This is a genomic window from Micromonospora orduensis (genome assembly GCF_006228125.1).
Classification (GTDB): Bacteria; Actinomycetota; Actinomycetes; order Mycobacteriales; family Micromonosporaceae; genus Micromonospora; species Micromonospora orduensis.
This window is the reverse complement of the sequence record NZ_VDFY01000129.1, coordinates 1-24,837: the sequence shown is the minus strand read 5'-3', so window position 1 is coordinate 24,837 and position 24,837 is coordinate 1. Positions and strand designations below refer to the sequence as shown.

The window sequence follows — 24,837 nt, the reverse complement described above, 5'->3', positions numbered from 1 at the left end:
GTCCCCGCCGTACGCCCCCCTCCACCGGGTCGGCCGCCGCGTGCAGCACGCCGCCGAGGAGACCGCACAGGCAGCACGGATCCCACGGGTGTTCCTCCGCACCGGCGCGGTGCCGCCGCAGCACCGGAACCAGTGCGCCTCTCAGTCGGGCGCGGTCGTCGCCGGCGAGCCGGACCACTGCGTCGAGGACCCGTTCCAGACTGGACGCTGTCGTGGGGCCGCCGAGCAGGGAAGCAGCCTCCTCCGCCAGCTCGTCCGGGTCGGTGAAGGCCGCAGGCGCGGGCAGCGGGCCGGCCGGTGGCGGCAGGTCGTCGCCCACCGCACCGATGACGACCCGCGGGGCGACCACGTACCCGTGCCGGGCGGCCAGCGTGCTGGCCCGGTCGCGGACGTCCGCGGCCGGGTGGTCGACCGCTGTCGCGATGACCTCGGCGATCTCCGCCGCCCGGTCGGGGTGCCGGCGGGCGAGCTGGTCCAGCCAGCCGAGCTGGGCGCGGACCAACGCCTTGTCGGGTCGGACGAGGACGGCCCGCGACGCGTCGAGCAGCCCCTCGACCTCCAGGTCGTCGAGGGCCCGCAGCGTCTTCTGCGCCATCGACGCCACGGACCCGGGGGCGTCGGCGAGCAGGCGCAGATAGTCTCCCCGATGCTTGTCGACCTCGCTGGCGGTGTGCTCCAGCAGGGCGTGCAGCATGACGAACGGGCGCAACGCGGCCGGCCGGTCGCCGCGCAGCAGCCGGTTCACGCAGCCGTCGAGCAGCATCGTCCGGTCCAGGCGGTCCTCGCCGGCCAGTCGCGCCAGCGCGCGCGGCAGGGCGAGATTCTCGTCGGTCATGAACTCGTCGAAGGACATCCGCGTCCCGACGCCGTCCACCTCGAACAGGCGCGGCACCAGGGCGTCGAGGAACACGTCCGCCCGGAGCCGGTCCACCAACGGGACCGGTCGCTGCCACTCCGGCGGCCACGCCATCAGGGCGAGCCACCCCTCCACGAACTGGTTACCGGTGGGTGTCGCCGCCTTCTCGGCGGTGATCAGCTCGGCGACGAATTCCCAGCCGTCCCTCGGGTCGTCCCGCCGGAGTCGGTCCGCCAGCCGGTGTGCCAGCTCGGCCAGCCAGGGCACCCCGCGCGTCCGCGCGACCTGGACCACCAGCCCGGCGTCGGCACCCCGCAGCGACACGTTCCGCCGGCCGAGCAGCTCGGCCGCTGTGGCGGCGGTGGGCAGGCACCCGACCGCGGCCACCGCCAGGGCCGTCGCTTCCTTGTTCCACCACCAGTTGTCGCGCCGCCGGCGCACGTGGGCCACCAGCGCGTCGGCGAACGACCGCCGCCCCGGCTCGTCGAGGCCGGTGACCGCGTCGACGGCCGCGCCGACGTCACCCCGGACCAGGAACTCCAACGGATCGGTCACGCCCCGACCTCCACCGCAGCGCCCACCATCGTCGTGGCGAGCGCATGCTTGCAGGGCCCGCGCTGACCGCGGTGCCGCGCCCACCAGGGGCAGGAGCAGGTGTACGAGCCGTCCGTCCGCCGGCGGACCCGGTAGACCTCGTCGCCGTGGCGTACGGTAGCCGCCTCGCCGTCGAGCGTGACCGCGCCCGCCTCGACCAGCGCCCGCGCCCCGACCAGCCGGGGATTGTCCCGCTCAGCCCGGCCGGCGTCGTACGGCAGCACCCGGTGGAAGTAGCCCGCCTCGGTCAAGTCGAAGCCGACCCGGCCGGCGGTGCCCAGCTGAGCCAGCGCGGCCCGGACCCGGTCCGCCGAGATCCCCGCCGAGGCGGCCAACGCGTGGACATCGATCGTCGGGTCCCAGGACAGCAGCGCGGCGATCAGCGCGGCGTCGTCGGCGACGTCGTCCGTGGCGAGCGCGGTCAGCGCGCCGCCCTCGCCGGAGAATCCCCGGTAGGACTCCGGTGACAAGGTCAATGACAGCCGCAGCGCGCCGGTGTCGAGCTCCCACACGCTCGGCAGCGGCGGCGACCCGGCGGCCGCCGGCGGCCCGTACACCCGCAGAGTCTTCGCGTACCGGAGCAGCCCACGCAGCGTGGCGAGCCGTCCGGCGCCGGCCAGGCACACCGCGCCGGGCACCGGGCGCGAGGTCAGCCGCAGCGAGCGCCCGGCCGGCACCACCCAGAGCACCGACCGGTCGTTGCCCGCCGGCAGCCGGCGCAGGAAGGCGGCCGCCTCCGCTGCCGGGATCTCCGCTCGCGGTTCCATTGTCGTGGCGATCAGATGGACCTCGGCGAACCCCCGCAGCCAACGTCCGGGCAACGGCACCTTCTTCTCCACCACGGCAGCATCCAGGGTGGACACCGTCAGGTCGTCCGGCCCCACTGACAGGTGCAGCGGGTCGATGCCACCCACCCGGGCCAGCGCCTCCCGCAGCGGCGCGTTCACGTCGACGTTTGTCGTGCCGTGCTCGACGATGTCGCCGTCGAACCCGGCCGGCACGACGTCGAGCCGCGCGTACACCCCGCAGCAGCCGGAGAACGACTCGAAGCGCATCCGGTCCCGGCTGCCGGTGACCACGGGATCGAGGCTCGCCGGACTGACCGGCTGGTGATACCGGGTCCGGGCGACCTCGGCGACCGCCAGTAGCCCGGCGGCCGCCGCCTGCGGAGTTGTCAGAAAACCGGCGAAGAACCGCGGGTTGGTCGCGGGCCCGCCACTGGTCTGCAGCGCCAGGTCACCCCGGTGCAGCGTGGACGGCTGAAGGTAGCGGTAAGTCTGAAGGGCGCTCACGGCTGCAGAACTTAGGACCAACCTCCGACAAGTGGACCCGCAATGAGGTACGGGTCCGTTCAACTGTTGACGGACCGCCATGAGAATTTTGTCGCGTCCGAACGCGACCAACCCCCATGGCGATCATCGACATCTCTGGCTACGATCCGATATCGAAACATTACCAAGCGTTGATGCGTGCTGTCCTCAAGCCCTGGACGCCGGCAATCCGGCGCCGCTACGAACATGGTGCCGGCCTGAGGATCACGCCGTCTCGACGAAGGGAATCCGGATGACGGAGAGCGCGCAGACCACCGAGAGCCGAACCGTTCGGCCCGCGCGGCCGTACCCGTTCAGTGTGCCCGACCGCCTCGTCGTCGATCCGACCTATGGCGAGCTGCGCGAGAGCGAGCCGATGACCCGGGTGAAGCTCCCCTACGGCGAGGAGGCGTGGCTCGCCACCCGGTACGAGGACGTCCGTACGGTCCTCGGTGACGTGCGGTTCGGCCGCGCCCTGGCCGTTCAGCGCGACGAGCCCAGGCTCACCCCGCGCCAGCAGTACAGCGGCATGCTGACCATGGACCCGCCCGATCACACTCGGCTGCGCCGGTTGGTGGCGAAGGCGTTCACGGCACGTCGGGTAGAGGCGCTGCGACCCCGAACCCAGGAGATCGCCGACGCGCTGGTCGACGACATGGTACGGCTCGGTCCTCCGGCCGACCTGGTGGAGCACGTCGCCACGCCGCTGCCGATCCAGGTGATCTGCGAGCTGCTCGGGGTCCCGTACGCCGACCGCGACCGCTTCCACATCTGGTCCGAGGCGATCGTCTCGACCACCTCGCTGCCCATGGAGACGATCCAGGAGTACCTGAACAATCTCTGGGCCTACATGGGCGGTCTGGTCGCCGAGCGCCGCCGTGACCCGGGGATCGACGACCTGCTCGGCGCATTGGTGCGGGCCCGTGACGAGAATCAGGATCGGCTCAGCGAAACCGAGCTGGTGGAGCTGGCCGGAGGGCTGCTCGCGGCCGGCCACGAGACCACGGTGACCCAGATCCCCAACTTCGTCTACGTCCTGCTGCACAATCCGGACCAGCTCGCTCGGCTGCGGGCCGACCCGTCGCTGGTGCCGGCCGCGGTCGAGGAACTGTTGCGGTACGTGCCGCTCGGCGTCGGCTCCTCCTTCGCCAGGTACGCCAGGGAGGACGTCGAGGTCGGCGGGGTGCTGGTCCGGGCAGGTGAGCCGGTTCTCGGCTCACTGTCGTCGGCGAATCGGGACGGTACCGTCTTCGCCGACCCGGACCGGCTGGATTTCGACCGCGAGCAGAACCCGCACCTGGGCTTCGGGCACGGCGTACACCACTGCGTCGGCGCGCAGCTGGCCCGCATGGAGTTGCAGGTCGCCGTCGGCACCCTCGTGACTCGCCTGCCCGGATTGCGGCTCGCCGTACCGGAAGCCGAGCTGAAGTGGAAGCGGGGCATGTTGGTGCGGGGCCTGCTCGGCATGCCGGTGGCCTGGTGAGTCCCGCGTGGCGGATCGGGGTGGATTCGCGCCGCTGCATCGGCACCAGCATCTGTGCCGGTACCGCGCCCGAGCACTTCCGCCTGGTCGACGGCCTGTCCGCGCCGCTGGCCGACGTCGTCGCTCCGGCCGAGGTCATCCTCGACGCTGCCGACTCGTGCCCAGTGGAAGCGATCACGGTCCGCGATGCCACCGACGACCGGCTGATCGCGCCGCAGGAGTGACCCGAGATCGAGCCCGGCCGTCTGGCTGGAATGAGGGTCAGCGGTGCACCCGATAGCGCAGGTGAAGCACCCGGTTGCCCTGAATCACCACGTCCGGATCCTCCAACAGGTGCTGCGCGTCGACCGACCCGAAGTAGCGCTTGCCGGACCCGAACACGACGGGTACGACGTCCATGCGCACCTCGTCGACCAGGCCCGCGGCAAGCACCTGGCCGCCGACGTCGCCAGCGGCGACCTCGACCAGGCGGTCACCCGCAAGCTCCTGCGCCGTGGCCACGGCTGCCTCGACGCCGTCGACGAAGTGGAACGGCGCCTCGGCGTCCCAGCCCTCGGGCGCCGGCCGGTGCGTCACGACGACCACGTGGTCGATCCCGCCTGGCGGCTTCCCGTCCCAGCCGTCCGTCATGTCGAAGACGTGGCGGCCGACGATCGTCACCCCGATGTGGTCCCAGTACGGCCGGGTGTAGTCGTAGGACGTCTGCGACACCTTCAACGCGCCGCTGGAGTCCAACGGGACGTCACCGCTGGACAACCATTCGAACAGCGGCCCGGGCTGGTCATGCTCGTCCGCGATGAAGCCGTCCACCGACACCGAGCTGTACATGACCACCTTGCCCACGGGGCTCTCCTCTGCTTCGAGCCGGACCGGTCTCCGGAACAGGTCATCGCCGGCTACCGGACCGCGATCGCCGACAGCGACGCCCACCTCATCGCAGCCGCTGGTTTCGACGTCCTCACCGCGCAGCCGGTCGGTGACGCACCTCGTACGCTTCGCTGGGTGCTCGCCCACATGACGAGCGAGACCATCCGGCATGCCGGTCACGCCGACATCCTGCGAGAGCTCATCGACGGTGCCACCGGCCGGTAGGAGATCGCGACTCGGAGCCGTACCCCTCACGGGAGACCGGCCGGATGCCTCAGGGTGACGATGTGACGTCGAACGTGTGGCGGACCAAGGATGAGCACTTCCGCCCGGGCGCGGAGTTGTTCCGCAGCGGGCGGCAGTTCGCGTTGTTCTCCTACTCGGGGTTCCGTCGGCCGCGTCGCGGTACTTGGGTCGTGGCGTAGGCCAAGCAAGGGGACACCGCTGGCGATCTCAGTAGGATGCGGTGATGTCTCGACCAGTGATCTTCGACCTCTTCCACACCCTGATCCATGGGGCCGACGAGGAGCGTGACCGGGTGGTCGGCGAGATGGCGGTCATGATCGGGGTAGATCCGGCCGGGCTGGTCGCCGCGTACCACTCCACCTGGCGGGACCGGCTGGTCCAGTGGGACGTGGAGGAGACCATCCGCATCCTCGCCGGACGTCTCGGCGGCACACCAAGCAACGAACAGGTGACACGGGCCGGTGAGCATCGGCTAGCCCTCGGACGCCGGGTGCTGGACAGCGTCTCGTCCGCCACCCTGGACGTGCTCGACGCGCTACGCGGCGACGGGCATCCGCTGGGCCTCATCAGCAACGCCACCTCGGACACTGCCCAGGCATGGCCGCACAGTCCGCTCGCCCAACGGTTCGATGTAGCGGTCTTCTCCTGCGACGTCGGGCTGGCCAAGCCCGACCCGGCGATCTACCACCTTGCTGCCGAGCGGCTGGGCGTTGGGCCGGCGGATTGCGTCTTTGTTGGCGACGGCGCGGACGGCGAGCTGGCCGGGGCGGCAGCGGTTGGTCTGACCGTCTTCCGGACCACGGAACACAACGACACCGACCCCAGCTGGGGCGGGCCGGCTCTCGCTACCCTGGGCGACCTGCCTGCCATGCTCCGAGAGCCGTTCGAGGTCATGGAGCCGTCCGGGGCACACACGGGGCACAAGACAGCGTGAAACGCCTAGGTTCCGCTTCGACTCACCGATCTTGGGCCGTGGACGGGCCGTCAGACAGCCGTCCGAGATCGAGGACGGACCCCGCCGGACGGAGCGCCCAGAGCCGGGCATGGTGGTCACGGCTGTCGCCGTACCCGTGCTGGCAGGTGGACTGGGCGACCTGCCGGCAGGCCCGCGCGAGCGTGGCCCGGTTTCTGGGCGGTGCGCGGTGAGCACCCACGCGCCGGTCCTGCCGATCTGGAGCTGCGGCGGTTGCCGCCTACCCCGGCCATGCCGGACGCGCAGGCGGGAGTTGCGCGCGGAGTACGCCGACGCTCCGGTGTCGCTGGCCCTCTACCTCGGTGCCTATCTCGTCCAGGCCGCCGAGGACATGCCTTGGGCACCGGCCGGCGCGCTGCATCGCCGCTTCATCGGCTGGACCAGGCAGCCGCCGGAAGTACAGCAGCGGAGTGCAGCAACCATACCGGCCGAACCAGACCGGCATGAGCGTCACCAGGCCGGGTGACCTCGTACGACACCCGATCCGACCGGCCTGCCGAGAGCTCACACCGAAGGCGTCGGGTCTGTGGGTGTCCTTGGCGGCGGCGACGTCCTCCTGCCGATGAGGGTCGTCGTGACACGGGCATCCTGCGGACCTCCGAAAGAGGGAACCCGAATTACGATCAGTCCCGGGTTGCCCCCTCACCTTGGGAATTGCCCCTACGCGCGCGGATCAGGAGGCACTTTGAAGCTCTTGCTTACGTCAGGTGGCGTCACGAACCCCAGCATCCACTCGGCGCTCGTGCAGATGCTCGGCAAGCCGTTCGGCGAGTGCCACGCTCTCTGCGTTCCGACTGCACAGTGGGGTCACCCGATGTGCGGTCCGACATCGGTGCGGGACTTCGCCGCCGCCGTGCCCAAGCCCGACGGGCAGTACATGTCCGGCCTGGGGTGGGCGTCGCTCGGTGTCCTCGAGCTCACCGCGCTGCCCACCATCGGCGTGGAGCGATGGGTCCCCTGGGTCCGGGAGGCCGATGTGCTCCTTGCCGACGGCGGCGACGCGACGTACCTGTGCCACTGGATGCGCGAGTCCGGGTTGGCCGATCTGCTGCCTTCGCTGCCGGACAAGGTCTGGGTGGGAGTGAGCGCCGGAAGCATGGTGATGACGCCCCGGGTCGGAGACTACTTCGTCGAGTGGCCGTCCGCGCCGGACGACCGCGCCCTGGGAGTCGTCGACTTCTCGATCTTCCCGCACCTCAACCTCTTCCCCACGAACACCATGGCTGACGCGGAGCGGTGGGCCGCTGGAATCGGCGTTCCGGCCTATGCCATCGACGAACAGACGGCCATCAAGGTCGTTGACGGCTCCGTCGAGGTGGTCTCCGAAGGGCAATGGACGAAGTTCGGGTGATTGCCGCCCGGGGCGCCCATCCGGATCTGCCGCTTCCAGGGCGCTAGGTGACCGGCGGAGACGTCGCGCTCCGCACGAGCTGCCGGTCAGCGGTGGCTGACGACGTTGACCACATTGCCGTCTGGGTCGCGGACGAAGAAGCGCCGTACGCCCCACTGCTCGTCGGTGATCGGGTGCACGATCTCTGCGCCAGTCGCGCGTACCGCCTCGTAGGCGGCGTCGACGTCATCGACCTCCACGCTGAGGTCCGGGTTTACGGAGGCCGCCGCATCCTTGGTGATGAGGATGATCTGGGCGGTGGGGTCGGACGGTGAGACCAAGTTGACCACCCAGCCCAGGTTCATCTCCTCGCGGAAGCCCAAGAGCTGGTAGAAGTCGCTGGTCGCGACTGGGTCGGTGGTGGTGATATCGGGCACGGCGCGGCGAATCGTCATGCCGGATTTTGGCATGTGAAGCACTGGTTAGACGTCAGCGGCAGAAGCGGACACCGCTTGCCGCTGAAGGCCACGTCTCACCGTGGGAGGCGCCAACCTCGCGACGCAGGCTCTCAAGGCCGGGCTGGTCGACGAGTGCCAGCTGTTCGTCCTGCCCATCGTCGTCGGCGGGGGTGAGCCTGGGCTGCCGACCGGCATGCGCACCGACCTTGAGCTCCTCGATGAGCGCCGACTCCGAAACGGCGTCGTCCGCCTCCGCTACCGCACTCTCGCGCGGTGAACGACCTACCGCTACCGGCGCCCGCGTGACCAGTCCTTAGCTGCGGAGCAGGTGCTTCTCGGGCGCTTCGGCGATCCGCCGGGCCACACGCACGAATGCCGCTACCGCGGGCGAGCGCGACTCGGAAGGCCAGGCCACCTTCAGCGTCACCGGCTCGAGCTCCGGCACGGGGCGGAAGGCGGTGCCCGGCCGGGAGTACCGCCGAGCCACCCACTCCGGCAGGAACCACACTGCGGTGCCCACCTCGACCAGGTTGAAGATCTGCGCGAGGTCCAGCGGCCGCTCGTTGCCCACCATGCGGGCCCGCTCGGCCGGCGACCCGTCGGGGAGCTGCCGGCCGGCCAGGTCGGCCAGCCGGATGGTCGTCCGCGCCGCCAGCGGGTCGGCGGCCGGCAGCGCCACCATGCTTGGCCCGGTCAGCAGCAGCTCGCTGTCCAGCCCGTCCTCGTCGCCGAGGGCCGGTATCAGCGCCACGTCGGCACGCCCGTCGCGCAGCGCCGGCACCTGCTCGCCGCGCCCGCCGAGCAGCAGCTCGACCGGCATGACGTCGTACGCCTCGAGGATCAACGGCAGCAGGCCGCCGTCGTAGTCGGCCTTGAGCGCCAGCCGCAGGGCCGGCGTCTCCTGCCCGGCCCGGCGGGCCCGGCGCTGGGCGGCGCCGATCGCGTCCAGCGCCACCTTGGCGTCGGCCAGCAGGGTCTCACCGGCCGGGGTCAGCGCCACCTGCCGCGTGGTGCGGATCAGAAGCTGCACGCCGAGCTGCCGCTCCAGATCGCGGATGGCGCGCGACAGCGGCGGCTGGGCCATTCCGAGCCGCTCGGCGGCCCGGCCGAAGTGCCGCTCCTCGGCGACCGCCACGAAGTAGCGGAGCTGTCGCGTCTCCAGATCACTCATACCACCACGGTATCAATCCAGAGGGAGATGGTCTTTCCGCTCCGACGCCGAGCCGCGTTGACTGGAGTCGTCAGTTTCCCCACCGAACAGGGATGAAAGCCATGATTGTGGTTACAGCTCCGACCGGCCACATCGGCGGCCAACTGATCCAGGATCTGCTCGAGGCCGGCGCGCCCGTGCGGGTGGTGGCCCGTGACCCCGCGCGGCTGGCGCCGGGCGTCGCCGAGCGGGTCGAGATCGTCCGGGGTACGCACGGCGACCCGGCCGTCGTTGCCGAGGCGTTCGCCGGCGCCGCTGCCGTCTTCTGGCTGGTGGCGGCCGACCCGGGGGCGACAAGCCCCTCGACGGGCGTTGGGCGGCGGAGCGCCGCGCCCCGCCGCGCTCCACCGCACCCGTACCCGCTGGATGACGATCACGCGCAAACCATGGCCCACGGCCACAGGTCCCGCCAGCCGATATCCGGTCCTGCCGCGTCGCGCGTACCGGCGGCTCCTCGAGCCTCCCGATCACCGACGACGGCGGGCCATCCACTGCCAGATGTGGGTGCCGTTGAGGCTCGGGTCGTTGCGGGCCACGTAGATCCAGGACCAGTGACCGGGGAACTGGTAGCCGTTCCAGACGACATGGTCGTACAGGGTGATCAGTGATCCCGGGATGAGGTTGTGGGCGTGGATCGTGTTGGTCTCGGGTGGCACGGTGTCGTCGTCGCGCGAGGTGACCAGCCAGGTCGGGGTGTGGATGCTCGCCAGCTCCGCGTCGCTGATCAGCGGCGGGCCCTCCCCGCTGAGCGGCTCGACGACGCCGCAGACCGGCACCGACGCGGCGAACAGGTCGGGATAGGCAACTGTCATCTCCAGGGACATGTAGCCGCCATTGCTGCAACCGGCCACGTGGATCCGGTCGGGGTCGACACGCTCGCGGCGCACGAGGTCCTGGACGATCTCGCGGATCAGCGGGGCGAACCGGGGGCCGTCCTCCATCCAGTAGGAGGTGCTCTGGGGAGCGACGACGTACGCGCCGGAGAAGATCCGTTGAGCCTCCGGGGTGGCGAAGCCCAGCGCCCCGCGATTGGCGCGCAGCGTGGTCTCGTTGTCGTAGTAACCATCGGGCAGTGAGGCACCCTCGCCGCCGCCGTGCAGCCAGAGGATCAGCGGCCGCCGACCCTGCCGGGGCGAGTGGTCGGGGGAGTACAGCCGGTACTTCAGGCCCGAGCCCGAGACGTGGTGGCTGAAGGCGTCCACCTCCGGGTTCGACAGCCGCCCCTGCACGAAGTGCGTGATGGTGACCGGCGGGCCGTGGCGCCTGATGAGCGGAGTGTTCTGCCTGATGGTGTAGACGAGGTTCAGCCGGACGTTGCGGCCCCTGCTCACGATGTAGCCGAGGGTGCCACCGCCGAGTTGACCTTCCGCGTAACTCAGCTTCAGCACGATGTTTCCGTGCCGGTCGAGCCGGGCTGCGGTCACCGTACGGTCCAGGTCGTACTCGCTGAAGATCAGATCGCCGGGGGCGATCGGGATCGGGCTGGTCGCCTTGGCATGCACGCTGAACGTGCCGGGGGTCAGCCCGGCGGCGTCGATCGGCCCGAGCCGGCTGGTGTCGAGGGTGACCGAGGTGACCTGCTCACCGCCGTCGAGCGTTCTCGCGTCGAGGGTGAATCTCACGCTGCTGGGGTGGTGGCCGCCGGCCTGGGCGGCGGAGCCGGGCAGCGCCAGGCCGATGGCGGCGCCGGCGCCACCGGTCAGGACAGTGCGGCGAGTGACAGACGTGGACATGCGGGCCCCCGATATACCTCGCGACGTAGAACATCATCGATGAGTTCCAAGCTAATGCCGCAGAGATCTGCTGACAACCGGTGCCGCCACGGAGGATCAGGGCGCCTTGATCGCAGTCGCAGCGTCCACTCACGTCGAGATGAGTGCATTCACGAAGGCGAGCATGTGACGGGCGATCGGACGCGGCAGATCCTGGACGGGATGACCTGATGCCACTACCAGATGATGACGCCGCCGTGTACCGCCTTGGCGCGCTCCACAGCATCCCGCACGTTGGCCAGGTAATGGAGGATGCGATCCGCGTCGTATCCGGTCCCGGCGGCTAGTTGCTCGACGTTCTCTGCCAGGAGTACGCACTCCTGCTCGAAGGCGTCGAGCTGGCCGGGCGGGACCTGGAGATTCCCACGGTTCTCATCCGTGATGTCAGCGAGTTGCGGCAGGAACGTCGCGCCGAGACGCCGAACGGCTGCGGAACCCCACAGCGCAGAACGAAGAGCGTCAGCTCCTACTCCGGTGCTGGTGCCCGGTGGATCCGCGACAACGTCCCGACCGGCGTAGGCGCCGCCGTCCGGTATCCACACTGAGATATCGAGGCTCATCCCCACGCTCCCGCCGTGTCTCGGACCGCGGCCACTGTAAGCGACGGCCCGACGGTTGTCCGCCTTTTGGCCGCTACCGCAGGCGGAATCCGTTGGTACACCTACCGAGCCGTTGATCAGCACGCACTGGCGCGGATGGCCGTCGAGCGACACGTGGGCTGGCTGCAAGACGTACGTCGCCACCAACCCTCGAACCAAACCAGTTGGATGCTCCGTAGCCTGCCGCTTACGGTGCACGCGTGACAATGGACGACGCGGATTGGTGGTCGATGCTCCGGGCGCTGGACGAGCCGGTCGCGCCAGTGAAGGGCAGCATCGGGCGGGAGTCGATTCTGCGGGCCATGGTGGAGGGGGTCATGCCGGAGCCGATGCTGGCGGCGTTGAACGAGCGGGTGGCCCGAGGTGACGGTGACGGTCTGGAGGTGCCACGGGACTTCGACCACGCTGCGGTCCAAGGCCGGTTTGACCGGCTCGCGGAGCGATTGAGCGAAGCCTATGGTTGTCGGTGCGACTCGGGGCTGGCCCAGGACTCCGCCTGTTTCGGCAGCATCTGGATTCCCGCTGAGGCCAGCCACAGTCGTACGAAGCGCACACGGATTCCGCTGTCGTTGACCGTGAGTGTGAGCAATTTTGGTGGCCTCGCCACCTACGGGGCTTCCAGTCCGAGTGGTCAGAGACCTTCGCCGCACCCCGACGACCGGCAACGGATCGAGCTGGCACTAGCCGGACTCGGTTACCTCATCGTTCCCGAGCACATCCTCGCCACCCCGTACGACGGGCCCAACGGATGGGTCTTCGGCCCGACGGTCGTTGAGACCTGGTCTACTCGGTTCTTCGGCCATCTTTGAATACGTCGCATTCCGCCGCCCATCGCGACAACTTGGCCGACCGGGCGGATGACCCCGTCGTCTGCAGACCTTGTGGCCGAACGTCGCCTGTGCCTCCAGGACCCCCATTGGCTCCTGGTGGCAGACGCCGCCGAGTCTGCCCTGAACGACGTGGATCCGCAGGTCCGTCCGCATGACGTGGCGGGCCGGCCGGCCGCCCGCTCCCCAGGAAGGCGGGTCGATGACAGCCGAGTCGGAGCGGAGCGCAGTTCCAGGGCCCTGGTCTGTTGCTGGGGAATTCGTACTGCGTTCCGGGCGGGTGAGGGGGCACACGGCGCCGTGAGACGTCATCTCGACACGGTGACGCAGTAGATCTGGTCGCGGCTGTTCAGCCATGCGCCTTCGGGGCTACAGCCCGACGGATGCCTGGCGGTCCGGGTTATCTCCGCGTCGTGGGCGGTTCCGCAGCTGACCACCTTCGCCCGACCACTCACCTCGCGCAGCCCGGCAGCCTCGGAGATGCTCGTGTCGTCGTTCACCAGGAAGCAGGTGCCGACGCGGAAAGCACCGGAACTCTGGTACGTGTGACGGACAGCGTAGAACGCGACCGCCCCGATTACCGCCACCGCGGACAGCGCGATCCACAATGCGATCCGTCGCCGGCGAGGCTTGTCGCGTTCGATGTCGTCGGCCACTGTCACCCCTTCACTTCGTCGCCGGCTGAGATTAGAGCAACGACGCTGGCCGCCGGTGGCCAGCCACACCGCCGGTGAGCACGGCACGGTGGCGGTCGTCCACGACCGAGTCCGCTGAGCCGACCGGTCAACGCGCCCTCGGGTCGCCGAGGTGAGCAGCTCGCGCCACGGGTCGACCGGGTCGTCAGCCTCCACGAGGACGAGCCCGGCGGCCTGCACGAGCACTCGAATGCTGCTACCTTGCCGGCCGTGAACGACCAGGTGACGTGGATCGAACGGATCATCGACGTGACCGGATGGCGCCAGGAGCCTGAGGGCGGTGCCAGCTGGGGAGAGGTGGAAGCCGAGCTCGGCGTCGCGCTGCCCACGGACTTCAAGGAGCTGTGCCGGCGCTTCGTGCCGGGGCTGTTCTACGGGTACCTGGATCTGCTGCGGTCGCCCGGCGAACACGAGTCGTGGGAGCTGCTTTCGAGGTGGGCCTTCTGCCGCAGCGAGTCCTACGCCCAGCTGTACGCCCCCTACGGAATCTACGGATCGGACACGGGTTCCGGGCTGATTCAGTGGGGTGGCGACCAGGTCGAGGGGCAGTACTGCTGGCTGGCGGACCGCTTCACCGAGCCCGACTCGTGGCCTGTGGTCGCTCAGAAGTTGGCCGGTGGACCGTGGCAACGGTTCGACATGCCGACGACCGATTTCATCTACCGGATGATCGCCGACCCGGGGTTCACGCCGTTCACCGTGGCCGCGCCACCGCGGCGACCGTTCTACCTGCCGCGTGGGCAGACGATCTCCAGTGCCGAGCAATGGGACGCGCTCACCACGCCGAACCGCGAGAGCTGAGGATCCGCCGCGAGTCGGGCCGGTCGCCGACCGAGGGATGAGATATGTTGGCGATCATCGATATGGGGATTCATCGTCGATGTATGACAGGCGTCTCGGTGTCCTCTCTGTTCTGCCGTCTGCGGCCGGCCCTGCTGACCGTCGTCGTGCTGTCGCTGGCGGTGCTCGGAACCGCTCTGAGTGTGGCGCCGGCGGCCGAGGCCGGCACCGCCGCACCCGCCGCGTATCCGGGGGTCGCCCCGGCGCCCGGTGGGGCCGCCGCGGCGCCGACCGGAACCGCGCCGCCGACGCCGACCGCGGCGCCCAGCACGCCGAACACCTCGCCGTTCCCGCCGAGCGCACCCACGAACCTGGCCGCCAGCGAGGTACGTACCGGGTCGGTCACCCTCACCTGGACGGCCGCCACGCCCGGCTGCTGCGCCATCGCCGGCTACGACATCACGTACTACCAGGAGTTCGGCGACCTGGCCTTCAGCGCCAGCGTCGGGGCCGTCACCACCACCAAGATCACCAACTACATCGGGCCGGGCCAGCAGTACTCGTTCCGGGTGTCCGCCCGGGACAGCCTCGGACACCGCTCGAACTGGTCGGACGCGTTGGCCGTGGTCACCCCGGTGACGGACACCGGCCCGGACACCACCCCGCCGAGCGCGCCGCAGAGCCTGACCCTCGACGAGGTGACCGCCTCGTCCGCCACGCTGTCCTGGTCCCCGTCGACGGACAACGTCGGCGTGTTGGGGTACAACGTCTACGAGTTCGACGGCTGGTTCACCTCAAGGCTTGTCGCCACCGTGCCGGAAACGACGTACACGACCTCGCTACCCCCGTCGAATCCGCTGCGGAACCGGTACTACGTCCGCGCCAGGGACGCGGCAGGCAACGTGTCGATCGCGTCCAACACGGTCACTGTGCCAACGACGCCCACTCCGCCGCCCTCGACCTGCCGGGTGACCTACCGGAACCAGTCCGAGTGGCCTGGCGGTTTCGTGGCCACGGTGACGGTCCAGAACGCCGGGGCGACACCGGTCGACGGCTGGATCGTCACCTTCAGCTTCCCGGGAGACCAGCAGGTCACCTCGGGATGGAACGCCACGATCGGTCAGACCGGTGTCACCGTGACCGCCCGTAACGTCGACTGGAACCGCGTCCTCGCGCCGGATGGCTCCGCGACCTTCGGCGTCCAGGGGCGGTGGAGCCTCAGCGACGCGCCGCCGACCGCCTTCGCGCTGAACGGCGCCCCCTGTACCGCGGTCTGAAGGAGTCCCGTGAACACACGTTCGGTCACAGCCCACCACCGCCGCCCGAGGGCCCTGATCGGGGCTGTCGCGGCCGGCGTCCTCGCCGTCTCCACCACGCTCGTGGGCGCGACCGCACCCGTCTCCGCCGCGAACACGCTCAGCATGCGGGGCGCCGACGTCTCCTCGTTGCAGCGCAGCCTCGATCTCGGCGCCAGGTACTACGACGCCGGTGGTGTCGCCCGCGACCCACTGGACATCCTGAAGTCCGTCGGCGTCAACTACGTCCGACTGCGCGTCTGGAACAACCCGGTCAGCGGCTACAACAACAAGAGCAGGGTGTTGGCGCAGGCGGCGACGGCCAGGGCGAAGGGCCTCAAGGTGCTCATCGACTTCCACTACTCCGACACCTGGGCCGACCCGGGCAAGCAGTACAAGCCGGCCGCCTGGGCCGGCCACAGCCTGAGCCAACTGCGTACCGACGTGTACGGCTTCACCTACGACGTCTGCTCCAGCCTCAGTAGGCAGGGCACCCCACCGGACAGTGTGCAGATCGGCAACGAGATCAACGTCGGGATGCTGTGGAACGAGGGCAGGGTCGTCAACAACGACTTCGCCCCGCTGGCCGGCCTGTTGAAGCAGGGCTACAACGCCACCAAGGCGTGCGGCAGCGGTATCCCGGTGATGATCCACACCGCAAACGCCGACAGCAACGCCAACGCCCGCTGGTTCTACGACGGCATCCGCGCCCAGGGTGTGCAGTGGGACATGACAGCACTGTCGTACTACTGCGTGTGGCACGGCACCCTGTCGAATCTCTACAACAACATCGTCGACCTGCGCGGCCGCTACGGAAAGCCGATGGTCATCGTGGAGACCGCGTACCCCTTCACCCGCAGCAACGCGGACAGCGAGCCGAACGCCATCGGCGACGCGGCCTGTGACGGCATCAGCGCGACCTGGTCCGGGCAGGCCCAGGAGTTCGACTGGGTCCAGAACACCGCCCGCAACGCGGGGGCCATCGGTGTCTTCTACTGGGAACCGACGTGGTACGCCGTCCGCGGCAACGGCTGGGACCCGGCCAATATCAACGGCACCGGAAACCAGTGGGACAACATGGCCGTCTTCGACTGGTCCGGGCGGGTGAACCCGGGCGTGCGCTGGACGTCCTGACCCTTCGCGGGACGAGCGGGCGACAGCTCCCACTCCTGCGACGACGGGCTCGGGCGCGGCGTACCGGGCGGCCGTCCGGTTGTCACGGCAGGAACGTGGTGGGCACTGCGAGGTCCGCCGAGGCGTAGAGGTTCCCGACGGCGCCGGCATCGTCGGTGGCGCAGGTGGCGGCGACCGTGTCGATGAGGTCGTCGTAGTCGGGGCCGGTCCTGCCCTGGTAGGAGGCCTCCATGCGTCCCCACTCGTCCCACGGCAGCATCTCGACCCGGTTGAGCGCGGCCAGATCCCTGATGGCGTTTCCCCGGATCTCCGCCGGCCCCCAGTTGTCGGTGCCGGGCACGCCGAAGCGCGCGGCATCGATCTGGCCGGTACGGAAGGCCGCCCACGCCTCCCCGCCGGTGAGGAACTCGCCAGCGGCGAGGTTCTCGGGTGTCGCCACGACGGAGAGGCCCAGGATCTCGGAGTCGATCCGCACCCACCGGCCGTCGTGCCGGTACTCGGTGATCCAGTGGTCCACGCCGTGCTCGGGCTGGAAGTACGTGGCGAAGCCGCAGCGGGCTCGGGCCGCGATTCCGCGGTGGCGCAGCAGGGCGCAGCTGAGCACGGCGAAGTGGCGGCAGGTGCCGATGACCCGACGGTTGGGGCCGCGTGGCACGGTCAGCGGGGCCGGGTCGAGGGCCAGTAGGGCGCCGATCATGCCGTCGACGGGACGAAGCTGGTTCTCGCCGAACCGCTCGGCGGCGATGCCGAGGCCGGTGGCGTCTCTGGGCTGGATGACGAGGCCGTGAACAAGGCGGCAGATCTCGACGGGCTCGCTCGGGAGGTTCGCCAGCGCCGGCTCGTGGATCGGGTCGACAGTCGTCAGTGGACCTGCCGTGGCGTAGTCGATCGTCCCCGTCATGCCGGGCAGAGTAGGCGTCGCGACCCGGATCCGCTGTCCCCCGGACCGGTGGGACACCCCTTGGCCAATGACCATGGTCGATTCCTTGACACTCCGGATGCGGTCGCTAACACTTGTCCGCAACACGAATGTAACCAAAGAATCCGAGATTCCGAGCCGGGCAGGGCCGGAATCCTGTTAGCGCTAACACCAGTGTTGCGCCGTGTCGAGCCGCCAGCTGATTTGTAGGCCCCTGCGCGAAGGAGAGACCCATGTCGAGATTCCTCGCCCGGCTCTGCGCGGTGGCGGTCGCCGCGTGCCTGCTGTTCACCACCTGGTCGGCGGCGACGCCGAAAGAGGCGTCCGCACTCGACCCGACCGTCGGCTACCTGATGGCGCACTTCACCGGGGAGTCGTCGACCGACCAGCAGATCTACCTCGCGCACAGCGCCGACGGCCTACGGTGGACGGACCTGAACAACGGCGGGCTCGTACTGCGGTCCACCGTCGGCACCCGCGGCGTCCGCGACCCCGCCCTGGTCCGCTCACCCGGCGGCGACAGGTACTGGATCATCGCCACCGACCTGTGCATCGGCTGCGGCCAGGACTGGTCGGCCGCGATCAACAACGGCAGCCGCAACCTCGTCGTGTGGGAGTCCACCGACCTGGTCAACTGGTCGGCCCCGTGGCTGCTGAACGTCGCCGGCGCGATCCCGGACGGACGCAACGCCTGGGCTCCGGAGGCGATCTGGAACCCGACCACCGGCGACTACGTCCTCTACTGGGCGACAAACGTCCCGCTTAACGGGGCGACCAAGCACCGCATCTACTACGCGCGCACGGCGGACTTCCGCAGCATCACCACGCCGCAGGTCTACGTCAACCGGCCCGGCAGCCAGGAGATCATCGACACCCAGATCGTCGAGGTGCCCGCCGGTGTCGGCGGCTACCGCTACGTCCGGGCCTCCCGCGACGGTCAGATCGCCCTCGAAGGCAGCAACTCCATCCTCGGCACCTGGACCACGCTCGGGAACCTGTCGGGCATCGGGCTGACTGGCTCCCAGGTCGAAGGCCCGATGTGGATGCGGTTCAACGCCCGCAACGAGTGGGTCCTCTACCTCGACCAGTACTCCAGCGGGCGCGGCTACCTGCCCGTCCTGACGACCGCCCCGTCGAACCCGGGCAGCTTCCGGCTGCCGGCGTCCGGCTCGTACGCCATGGGCGGCACCAGGAAACGGCACGGTTCCATCCTCAACCTGACCGCAGCCGAGCAGAGCCGGGTGCTCGCCCGCTGGCCCGCCGCCGCCGTCAACCGGATCCAGTCGTACAACTTCCCGGACCGGTACGTGCGGCACGCCGACTACGACGCCCGGATCGACGCGAACGTCAGCCCGCCCCAGGACGGCCAGTGGCGGCTGGTGCCCGGCCTGGCCGGCTCCGGCACGGTCTCCATCCAGTCGGTCAACTTCCCGGGCCACTACCTGCGCCACTACGGGTTCGACTTCCGGCTGGAAGCCAACGACGGCACCGCCACCTTCGCCGCCGACGCCACCTTCCGGCAGGTCGCCGGCCTCGCCAGCTCCTCGTGGACGTCGTTCCAGTCCTACAGCCACCCGGACCGCTACATCCGGCACTACGCCTACCTGCTGCGGCTCGACCCGGTCACCGACGCGCAGAGCCGTGCCGACGCCACCTTCCGCGTGACCAGCTGAAGCTGGTCCCCGTTCAAGGAGTTCCGACTGTGGCATCACATCGACGGGCGTTGTCCGCCCTGGTGGCCGTGCTGACCGTGCTGGTTGGCGTCGTCGCCACCGTGTCGTCGCCGGCCGCGGCCGCGACCAGCGGGTTCCGAGGCATGAACTGGGCGGTGCTGGGTGACAACTTCGGCACCGGCCCGCTCGTCGTGCAGGGCCTGAGCGCCTCCGACAGCAACACGACAGTGCGCGCCAAGGCGAACGCCCTCTACGACGACATGGCCGCCACCATGGGTGTCAACACCGTCCGGCTGCCCATCAACACCCACACCGTGGGGACGGCCTGGTGGGACGCGTACCGCGGCGCCATCGACGCCGCCACCGCCCGCGGATTCAAGGTCATCCTGGCGTACTGGGAGGACGGCGCCGCGTCCGGCGGCAGGATCACGAACCTCGCCGCGTGGAACGCGATGTGGTCCACGGTGACAAACACGTACGGCTCGAACACCAACGTCTACTTCGAGCCGATGAACGAGCCGCACGGCTACAGCTCGGCGGAGTGGCGCGACGTCGCGGCGAACTGGCTCAGCTACCACTACTCGGCGGTCCCCGCGCGGGTGCTCATCGGCGGCACCGGCTTCAGCCAGGACCTGCGCGACGTCTGCAACGACAGCCGCTTCGCCTCGACGCTGCTGTCCTTCCACCACTACGCCTTCTTCTACGGGGCGATGACCTACGACGCCTTCCGGAGCCACATCCAGACCCGCCTCGGCAACTGCGCGTCCCGGGCCGTCGCGACCGAGTTCGGCGCCCCCATGAACGACGGCCGCAACTACGCCGACGCGGGCAGCACCGACAACTTCGTGCGACACATCCGCGCCATGGCCCAGGTCATGCGCGACAACCAGATGGGCGGCACCTACTGGCCCGCCCTCGGCGGCAAGCCGGGCACCATCGGGTACGACTGGTACTCGATGTTCTCCCTCAGCGGAAGCGGCACCGACCTCAACCTGACCGTCCGCAACACCTCCGGGGCCGACCAGATCCGGTACGCGTGGGGCGACACCATCGGCGGCGGCCCCACGACGCCTCCGCCGTCGACGGGGACGTACTACCGGATCACCGTGCGGCACAGTGGCAAGGCCATGGACGTCCAGCAACCGAACACCGACAACGGCGCACGCGTCGGCCAGTACACGTACGGCGGCAACGCCTGGCAGCAGTGGCAGTTCCAGGACGCGGGCGGCGGGTACTGGCGCCTCGTCAGCAGGCACAGCGGAAAGTGCCTCGACGTGGTGAGCGCCTCGACCGCCGACGGCGCGGAACTCATCCAGTACACCTGTGGCGCCGGCAGTAACCAGCAGTTCCAGATGGTCGCCAACGGCAGCTACTTCCAGCTCCGGGCACGGCACAGCGGCAGGTGCGTGGACGTGCCGGCCGCGTCGACCGCGGACGGCGTGGTCCTCAAGCAGTACACGTGCAACACCGGCGCCAACCAGCAGTGGTCGCGTACGGCCGTCTGACGGTGGCCCGGCCGGTGCGCCTCAGGAGTCGGAGCGTTCGATCCGCACGGCGACGCCGTCGAGGATCAGGTCCAGTCCGAGTGTGAAGTCCGCGTCGGCGATCGTCGCGTCCGGAGTGTCCGACGGCGGCGCCTCGAACAGCTCCGAGGAGAACAGCCGGGCGACCTCGGGGAAGCGGTCGGGCTCGACGAGCCGTGCCAGCGCGCGGCCGTAGTCGCGCTCGGCGTCGGCCTGCCCCTGGCCTTCGGCCCGACCCTCGGCGAGGTCGCTGTACTGCCGTACCGACTGCGTGACGTAGCCGCTGATCAGCATCAGGACGCCCACCTTGTGCGCCCAGTCGAGGCCGGTGGGGGACAGGACCGCCAGCGCGGTCTCCATCCAGGCGATCTGGTTCGGCCCGGACGGCGGCCCGGAGGTGGGCACGCGGGTGAGCCAGGGTCGACGCTGGAACACCGCCCGCTGCGCGAAGGCCCAGCTGCGCAGCCCGTGACGCCAGTCGTCGGTGGGGATGTCCGGCGGTGTGCCCAGGGCGGCGTCGGCCATGAGTTCGAGCAGTTCGTCCTTGGATCCGACGTACCGGTAGAGCGACATTCCGGTGACGCCGAGGCTCTCGGCGACCTTGGGAAGGGTGACCCCGGCGAGCCCGTCGCGGTCGGCGATCTGCACGGACGCGGTGACGACCCGGCCGACGTCGAGCGTCGCGGGCCGCCCGAGGCGTGAGGACTCGGACCTGCCCCACAGCCGGCGCAGCCGAACCGGAATGGCGTCCTCGCTGGTCATGGCTCCCTCGTCCGGCTCTGTCGATCAAGCCTCATCATGCCAGACGTCATTAGTGTGCCTGTGATACTTTCTCTAACAAACTAAAGCGGGCATCGGGGAGAGGGACGACCATGAGCGTTGACACCGCACCACGACGGACATCCAGGGGGCCGGTACTTCGTACCGAACGCGCCCTCGCACCGGATCTGACCCGGGGAGCGATGCTGCTGATCATCGCCCTGGCCAACGTCGCGGGGGTGGTCTTCGCCGGCGAACCCGGCCTGGACGCCACGCCGACAGGCATCGACCGCGGCCTCAACTTCCTGCTCTTCGAGCTGGTCCACGCGCGCGGCTACCCGGTCTTCGCGGTGATGTTCGGGTACGGACTGGTCCAGCTGGCCCGTCGCCAGGACGCCTCCGGCGCCACGCCCCGGCAGGTCCGCTCGGTGCTGCTGCGCCGCAACCTCTGGCTCGTCGCCTTCGGGTTCGCGCATGCCGCGCTGCTGTACTACGGCGACTTCCTCGGCGCGTACGGCATCGTCGGGGTCGCGATGACCCTCCTGCTGCTGCGCCGCGGGGAGAAGGTGCACCGGATCGTCCTGGTGCTCTGGGCGGTGATGGCGGTGGAGGTCCTGATCCTCGGCGCCCTCGTGGCGAGCGGCATCGCGGCTTCAGGCGGATCCGCGCCGCTGCCGGCGGGCCACGTCGACTCCCTCGCCGCGCCGGACTACCTCGCCTCCGTCGTGCACCGTCTCGGCGAATGGCCGATGCACACGCTGACCGTCGTGCCGTTCATCGTCATCGCCTGGCTGGGCATGTGGGCGGCCCGCCGCCGCGTCCTGGAGGACCTGGCCCGGCACCGGACCCTGCTCGCGCGGACGGCAGTCCTGGGGCTGGGCGTCGCCGTCGCCGGAGGTCTGCCGGCCGGCCTGCTCAGTGCCGGATGGCTGCCCGTCGACAAGCCCACCGCAGGCCTGATCCTCACGCTCCACGGCGCCAGCGGCATGTTCGCCGGCCCGGGCTACGTCGCGGTCTTCGGCCTCATCGCCCTGCGGGTGGGCCGGCCCGGCCCCGTCGTGGGCGCGCTCGCCGCCCTGGGGCAGCGTTCCCTGTCGGGGTACCTGTTCCAGTCGGTGGCATGGCTGCTCCTCCTGGCGCCCTTCACCCTGGCTCTCGGTCAGCGCCTCGGCGACCCCACGGTGTCCGGCGTGCTCATCGCGGTGACCATCTGGCTGGTGAGCGTGCTGGTCGCCCGCCTGCTCGACAAGCGTGGACAGGCCGGCCCGGCCGAGACCGTGCTGCGCCGGCTGGCCTACGGTCGGCGGACCTAGGACGGCGTACCCGTCCGGGCGGGTGGGCTCTGGCGCGCGGAACTGGTGGGGCCGGTGGCCGTCGGCGGACGCCCGGTGGCCCGGGCCCGCCGGGCGTCCACGGCGAGCAGCATGAGGGCGACAAGCGTCAGCAGCCCGCCCACCAGCGCCAGCGGGCGTGCCCCCGAGCTGGGCAGGAGGGCGCCGCCGAACAGCGATCCGCCGGCGATACCCGCGTTGAAGGCGGTGCTGACGCCGGCCGACGCGATGTCCGTGCTGCCCGGTGCCAGTTGCAGCATGCGGCTCTGCACGGCGGAGCCGAACGCCGCGTAGGCGAGGCCGAACCCGGCGAGCAGCGCCACCACGCCGGGGCGGAGAGCGCCGAGCGCGTACAGGCCGAACAGCGAGGCCGTGCCGATGGCCAGCGGCGTCAGCAGCGAAGTGACCGGCCGGGAGTCCAGCGTCCGGGCAGCGGCCAGGGTGCCGACGACGCCGGCAGCACCGGAGACGAACAGCAGCGGCGCCAGCACCGCGTCGGCGAAGCCGCTGACGTCGAGCAGGAACGGTGTGACGTAGGTCTGCAGAGTCATGAAGCCGCCGATGCCGAAGGCGGTCGCGATCAGCAGCAGGGCGAACCGGCGCCCGTCCGGTGCGGTGCCCCGGGCGGCGCCACCAGCGGCCGGGGGATAGGACGGAAGGAGGACGAGCACCGCGGCGGCGATCACCAGACCGACCCCGGCCAGCACCGCGAACGCGGACCGCCAGCCGGCCTGCTGCCCGAGCCAGGTCCCGAGGGGTACGCCGAGCACCGGGGCGAGCGTCGCCCCGGTCGCGAACAGTGCCACCACCCGGCCGCGCACCGCGACCGGGAAGTGCCCGGTCACGGCCGCCGTGGCGATGGACCAGAACAGCGCCTGGGCGAGGGCGGTCACGAGGCGGGAGCCGGCCAGCACGGCGTACGTCTGCGCGAACGCGGCGGCGGCGTTCGCGGCGGCGAACAGGAGCATCGTGACGCCGAGCAGCTGACGCCGGGGTATCCGCTGGGTCAGTCGGGTCAGCGGCACCGACGCCAGCACGACCACGATCGCGTACCCACTGACCAGCAGGCCCACCTGCGAGCGGGACCGGCCGAGATCGGGTGCGATGCGGGTCAGTAGGCCGACGGGCAGCAGTTCGGTCGTGATGAACGCGAACGCGGCGAGGGAGAGCGCGACGAGCACGGCCCATGCCCTTCGCGGCGACAGCTCCGGCGCCATGTCCACCCCCTCGTTTTGATCACCGTAGCGAAGGGTCCTCCCGCCCATGCCGCGGACGCCCCCCGGGCGGGACGACCCCCATCCGCCGCGTCGGCGAGGCCCGGTGGTCGGCGACGTCGAGCGAGGATGCGTCGAGCAGCTCCGCTCGTCCTGAGCCGGTCGACGTCGCACGCGCCGGCCCCCTGCCGGGCGGTCCGGCCAGCAGCGGCGCCGCGCTTGATTCGATCGGTATTCGTCAATAGATTGGGCGTGGGCGCCGCCGAGGTCCCGGGACCGGGCCGTCGGCGGCTGACAGGTCCACCCCGAGCCGGGCACGTCGGTCGTACGCACCGACCAGTCGCTGTGGCGCACCGCCGCGCCGCACCCAGGGCGCGTTGTCGCGCTGCGTCCGCCCAGGACGCGCGCCGCCATTGCGCCTCCGTCCCGCTCGTTCTTGGCAGAAGGACCTCTCATGACGATTTTCCGTGCCCGCCCCGCCCTGACCCTGGCGGTCGTCGCCGGGCTGGCCGCCGCCGTGACGGCGACCGGAACGGCCCTGCTCACCGGTCCGGCAACGGCCGCCCAGGGCTGCCGGGTCGACTACACACCCAACCAGTGGCCCGGCGGGTTCACCGCCACCATCAAGATTTCCCCCGGCGACACGGCCGTGTCCGGTTGGACCGTCACCTGGACGTACGCGGGGGACGAGCGCGTCACGAACGGCTGGAACGCCACGGTCAGCCAGTCCGGCTCGGCGGTGACCGCCCGGAGCCTGTCATACAACAGCAGCGTCCCGGCCGGTGGCTCCGCCGAGTTCGGTGTGCAGGGCACGGTCGGTTCCAGCGGCGGCGCGCCGACCGGGTTCAGCCTGAACGGCGTACCGTGCAACGGCGCCGGACCGACCACGCCGCCGCCGACCACGCCTCCGCCGACCACGCCGCCGCCGACGACGCCTCCGCCCACCACGACTCCGCCGGCTGGCTGCGCCGGGGCGGTGCTCTGTGACG

At 70.3% G+C, this 24,837-nt stretch carries 24 protein-coding genes and 3 pseudogenes; 16 read left to right on the top strand and 11 right to left on the bottom strand.

Annotated features, from left to right (window positions below; genetic code table 11):
- Together FHG89_RS10215 and FHG89_RS10210 are read right to left on the bottom strand one after the other, a co-directional pair.
- Positions 1-1,411: pseudogene (locus FHG89_RS10215) on the bottom strand (DUF6493 family protein); the annotation flags it as partial.
- On the bottom strand, positions 1,408-2,742 hold the full coding sequence (locus FHG89_RS10210; RefSeq protein ID WP_139584129.1) for an SWIM zinc finger family protein: 1,335 nt from the start codon (positions 2,740-2,742) through the stop codon (positions 1,408-1,410). The gene FHG89_RS10210 and the pseudogene FHG89_RS10215, both read right to left, overlap by 4 nt.
- A 271-nt stretch (positions 2,743-3,013) precedes the next feature.
- Between FHG89_RS10210 and FHG89_RS10205 the strand changes: the two genes are divergently transcribed.
- Both FHG89_RS10205 and FHG89_RS10200 read left to right on the top strand, forming a co-directional pair.
- The gene (locus FHG89_RS10205) at positions 3,014-4,243 is read left to right on the top strand and encodes a cytochrome P450 (protein WP_139584128.1); all 1,230 of its coding nucleotides are present in this window, start codon (positions 3,014-3,016) and stop codon (positions 4,241-4,243) included.
- A 20-nt stretch (positions 4,244-4,263) separates the two neighbouring features.
- Entirely contained in the window at positions 4,264-4,467 is a 204-nt protein-coding gene (locus FHG89_RS10200) for a ferredoxin (RefSeq protein WP_244295326.1), read from the top strand.
- 37 nt (positions 4,468-4,504) lie between these two features.
- Here the strand turns inward: FHG89_RS10200 and FHG89_RS10195 are convergent, their stop codons facing one another.
- Positions 4,505-5,086, bottom strand: coding sequence for a dihydrofolate reductase family protein (locus tag FHG89_RS10195; protein WP_139584126.1), 582 nt, complete (start codon positions 5,084-5,086; stop codon positions 4,505-4,507).
- 24 nt (positions 5,087-5,110) lie between these two features.
- Here FHG89_RS10195 and FHG89_RS10190 point away from each other — a divergent pair.
- From FHG89_RS10190 to FHG89_RS10175, 4 genes and pseudogenes are all read left to right on the top strand, one after another.
- Positions 5,111-5,335: pseudogene (locus FHG89_RS10190) on the top strand (mycothiol transferase); the annotation flags it as partial.
- Positions 5,336-5,579: 244 nt separating this feature from the next.
- Positions 5,580-6,290 carry an HAD family hydrolase gene (locus tag FHG89_RS10185; protein WP_139584124.1) on the top strand — a complete coding sequence of 237 codons (711 nt, stop codon included), beginning with the start codon at positions 5,580-5,582 and terminating at the stop codon, positions 6,288-6,290.
- A gap of 292 nt (positions 6,291-6,582) precedes the next feature.
- Positions 6,583-6,795 carry a hypothetical protein gene (locus FHG89_RS10180; RefSeq protein ID WP_244295324.1) on the top strand — a complete coding sequence of 71 codons (213 nt, stop codon included), beginning with the start codon at positions 6,583-6,585 and terminating at the stop codon, positions 6,793-6,795.
- 219 nt (positions 6,796-7,014) lie between these two features.
- On the top strand, positions 7,015-7,680 hold the full coding sequence (locus FHG89_RS10175; protein WP_139584122.1) for a Type 1 glutamine amidotransferase-like domain-containing protein: 666 nt from the start codon (positions 7,015-7,017) through the stop codon (positions 7,678-7,680).
- Between the two features lie 86 nt (positions 7,681-7,766).
- Here FHG89_RS10175 and FHG89_RS10170 read toward each other — a convergent pair whose 3' ends face one another.
- On the bottom strand, positions 7,767-8,129 hold the full coding sequence (locus FHG89_RS10170; RefSeq protein WP_244295322.1) for a VOC family protein: 363 nt from the start codon (positions 8,127-8,129) through the stop codon (positions 7,767-7,769).
- Positions 8,130-8,196: 67 nt separating this feature from the next.
- Here FHG89_RS10170 and FHG89_RS10165 point away from each other — a divergent pair, with 67 nt between their 5' ends.
- Positions 8,197-8,394 carry a dihydrofolate reductase family protein gene (locus FHG89_RS10165; RefSeq protein WP_244295320.1) on the top strand — a complete coding sequence of 66 codons (198 nt, stop codon included), beginning with the start codon at positions 8,197-8,199 and terminating at the stop codon, positions 8,392-8,394.
- A gap of 36 nt (positions 8,395-8,430) precedes the next feature.
- On the opposite strand, the gene FHG89_RS10160 is transcribed toward FHG89_RS10165, so the two are convergent.
- Positions 8,431-9,288 (bottom strand): LysR family transcriptional regulator, encoded by an 858-nt coding sequence (locus FHG89_RS10160; protein WP_139584121.1) that lies wholly within the window; start codon positions 9,286-9,288, stop codon positions 8,431-8,433.
- Between the two features lie 92 nt (positions 9,289-9,380).
- Between FHG89_RS10160 and FHG89_RS10155 the strand changes: the two are divergent.
- Positions 9,381-9,554, top strand: a pseudogene (locus FHG89_RS10155) (NAD(P)H-binding protein); the annotation flags it as partial.
- A gap of 240 nt (positions 9,555-9,794) precedes the next feature.
- Here the strand turns inward: FHG89_RS10155 and FHG89_RS10150 are convergent.
- Positions 9,795-11,060, bottom strand: coding sequence for a prolyl oligopeptidase family serine peptidase (locus FHG89_RS10150; RefSeq protein ID WP_139584120.1), 1,266 nt, complete (start codon positions 11,058-11,060; stop codon positions 9,795-9,797).
- A gap of 215 nt (positions 11,061-11,275) precedes the next feature.
- On the bottom strand, positions 11,276-11,659 hold the full coding sequence (locus tag FHG89_RS10145) for a hypothetical protein (RefSeq protein ID WP_167517373.1): 384 nt from the start codon (positions 11,657-11,659) through the stop codon (positions 11,276-11,278).
- Positions 11,660-11,904: 245 nt separating this feature from the next.
- Here FHG89_RS10145 and FHG89_RS10140 point away from each other — a divergent pair, with 245 nt between their 5' ends.
- Positions 11,905-12,507 carry a hypothetical protein gene (locus FHG89_RS10140; RefSeq protein ID WP_139584119.1) on the top strand — a complete coding sequence of 201 codons (603 nt, stop codon included), beginning with the start codon at positions 11,905-11,907 and terminating at the stop codon, positions 12,505-12,507.
- Between the two features lie 326 nt (positions 12,508-12,833).
- On the opposite strand, the gene FHG89_RS10135 is transcribed toward FHG89_RS10140, so the two are convergent.
- Positions 12,834-13,181, bottom strand: coding sequence for a hypothetical protein (locus FHG89_RS10135; protein WP_139584118.1), 348 nt, complete (start codon positions 13,179-13,181; stop codon positions 12,834-12,836).
- A gap of 249 nt (positions 13,182-13,430) precedes the next feature.
- Between FHG89_RS10135 and FHG89_RS10130 the strand changes: the two genes are divergently transcribed.
- The 3 genes from FHG89_RS10130 to FHG89_RS10120 all read left to right on the top strand — a co-directional run bounded on the left by FHG89_RS10130 (position 13,431) and on the right by FHG89_RS10120 (position 16,429).
- Positions 13,431-14,021, top strand: a complete 591-nt coding sequence (locus tag FHG89_RS10130; RefSeq protein WP_139584117.1) for a hypothetical protein — start codon at positions 13,431-13,433, stop codon at positions 14,019-14,021.
- A gap of 83 nt (positions 14,022-14,104) precedes the next feature.
- On the top strand, positions 14,105-15,277 hold the full coding sequence (locus FHG89_RS10125) for a cellulose binding domain-containing protein (RefSeq protein WP_139584116.1): 1,173 nt from the start codon (positions 14,105-14,107) through the stop codon (positions 15,275-15,277).
- Between the two features lie 57 nt (positions 15,278-15,334).
- Positions 15,335-16,429, top strand: coding sequence for a glycoside hydrolase family 53 protein (locus FHG89_RS10120; RefSeq protein WP_208760919.1), 1,095 nt, complete (start codon positions 15,335-15,337; stop codon positions 16,427-16,429).
- Positions 16,430-16,511: 82 nt separating this feature from the next.
- Here FHG89_RS10120 and FHG89_RS10115 read toward each other — a convergent pair whose 3' ends face one another.
- On the bottom strand, positions 16,512-17,330 hold the full coding sequence (locus FHG89_RS10115; RefSeq protein WP_139584115.1) for a transglutaminase domain-containing protein: 819 nt from the start codon (positions 17,328-17,330) through the stop codon (positions 16,512-16,514).
- A gap of 251 nt (positions 17,331-17,581) precedes the next feature.
- Between FHG89_RS10115 and FHG89_RS10110 the strand changes: the two genes are divergently transcribed.
- Together FHG89_RS10110 and FHG89_RS10105 are read left to right on the top strand one after the other, a co-directional pair.
- A complete protein-coding gene (locus FHG89_RS10110) occupies positions 17,582-19,021 on the top strand; it encodes a glycoside hydrolase family 43 protein (protein ID WP_139584114.1) in 1,440 nt (479 codons plus the stop codon).
- A gap of 29 nt (positions 19,022-19,050) precedes the next feature.
- On the top strand, positions 19,051-20,526 hold the full coding sequence (locus tag FHG89_RS10105; RefSeq protein WP_244295316.1) for an RICIN domain-containing protein: 1,476 nt from the start codon (positions 19,051-19,053) through the stop codon (positions 20,524-20,526).
- A 21-nt stretch (positions 20,527-20,547) separates the two neighbouring features.
- Here the strand turns inward: FHG89_RS10105 and FHG89_RS10100 are convergent, their stop codons facing one another.
- Positions 20,548-21,306, bottom strand: a complete 759-nt coding sequence (locus FHG89_RS10100) for a TetR/AcrR family transcriptional regulator (RefSeq protein ID WP_139584113.1) — start codon at positions 21,304-21,306, stop codon at positions 20,548-20,550.
- Between the two features lie 110 nt (positions 21,307-21,416).
- On the opposite strand from FHG89_RS10100, the gene FHG89_RS10095 reads away from it, so the two are divergent.
- The gene (locus FHG89_RS10095) at positions 21,417-22,616 is read left to right on the top strand and encodes a DUF418 domain-containing protein (RefSeq protein ID WP_139584112.1); all 1,200 of its coding nucleotides are present in this window, start codon (positions 21,417-21,419) and stop codon (positions 22,614-22,616) included.
- On the opposite strand, the gene FHG89_RS10090 is transcribed toward FHG89_RS10095, so the two are convergent.
- Positions 22,613-23,851 (bottom strand): MFS transporter, encoded by a 1,239-nt coding sequence (locus FHG89_RS10090; protein ID WP_139584111.1) that lies wholly within the window; start codon positions 23,849-23,851, stop codon positions 22,613-22,615. The genes FHG89_RS10095 and FHG89_RS10090 overlap by 4 nt on opposite strands.
- Before the next feature lie 451 nt (positions 23,852-24,302).
- On the opposite strand from FHG89_RS10090, the gene FHG89_RS10085 reads away from it, so the two are divergent.
- A partial coding sequence (locus tag FHG89_RS10085) for a cellulose-binding domain-containing protein (RefSeq protein ID WP_208760917.1) occupies positions 24,303-24,837 on the top strand: 535 nt, incomplete at its 3' end.